We start from the raw sequence: 669 nt of genomic DNA, 5'->3' as shown, positions 1-669 counted from the left end.
AGGCAGCCGGCACCGTCATCCTCGTTGCCGTCGTCTCCAGCCTGTTCGCAGCACGTCCCGATCCGGTCCAGTCCGCCTGGGGCTTCTTCACGGGAACGCTGCTGGCACTGCCCTTCGCCTTCCTCGTCGGCCAGGTCGCCCTGCCGGCGCTGCCCGGCTTCGGCTGGTTCACGCTCTTTGTCGTGCCGATCCTGGTGCCGGCGGCGCTCGGCATGGCCAATCCGCGCCATGTCGGCGTCGCCACCGCCTTCGCCATCAACTTCCTCGCTTTCCTCAGCCCGCACCAGCTGATGACCTATGATCCCGGCCCGTTTTTCGCCGGATCGGCATCGATCCTGGTCGGCATCCTGATTGCCATCGGCGTCTTCATCGTCGTGCTGCCGGCAAATCCCTGGGTCACCGTCGAGCGCATCTCGCAGGCGATGCGAGAGGACCTGGCGCGCCTTTGCCTGCACGAGCGCATCCCCCGACGTTCGGCCTTCGAGAGCCTTGCCTATGACCGCATCAACCAGTTGATGCCGCAATTGCAGCGGACAGGCAGGAAGGGTGATCCCATTCTGGGTGGCAGCATCGCCGTCGTCACCGTCGGGCTCGAAGTGCTGCGGCTGCGCGGCGCACAGGTGAATTCCGCCATGCCGCATGAGACGGTGGAATCGATCGCCAACTTCC

General features: G+C 65.6%; 1 protein-coding gene. It reads left to right on the top strand.

Going from position 1 to position 669, the window contains the following annotated elements; all coding sequences use genetic code 11:
* Positions 1-669: FUSC family protein (locus EOA38_RS38230; RefSeq protein WP_189435257.1), on the top strand; the 669-nt coding region annotated here is incomplete at both ends.

It is taken from the genome of Mesorhizobium sp. M1E.F.Ca.ET.041.01.1.1 (assembly GCF_003997355.1).
Classification (GTDB): domain Bacteria; phylum Pseudomonadota; class Alphaproteobacteria; order Rhizobiales; family Rhizobiaceae; genus Mesorhizobium.
This window is presented reverse-complemented; position numbering and strand designations above follow the sequence as displayed.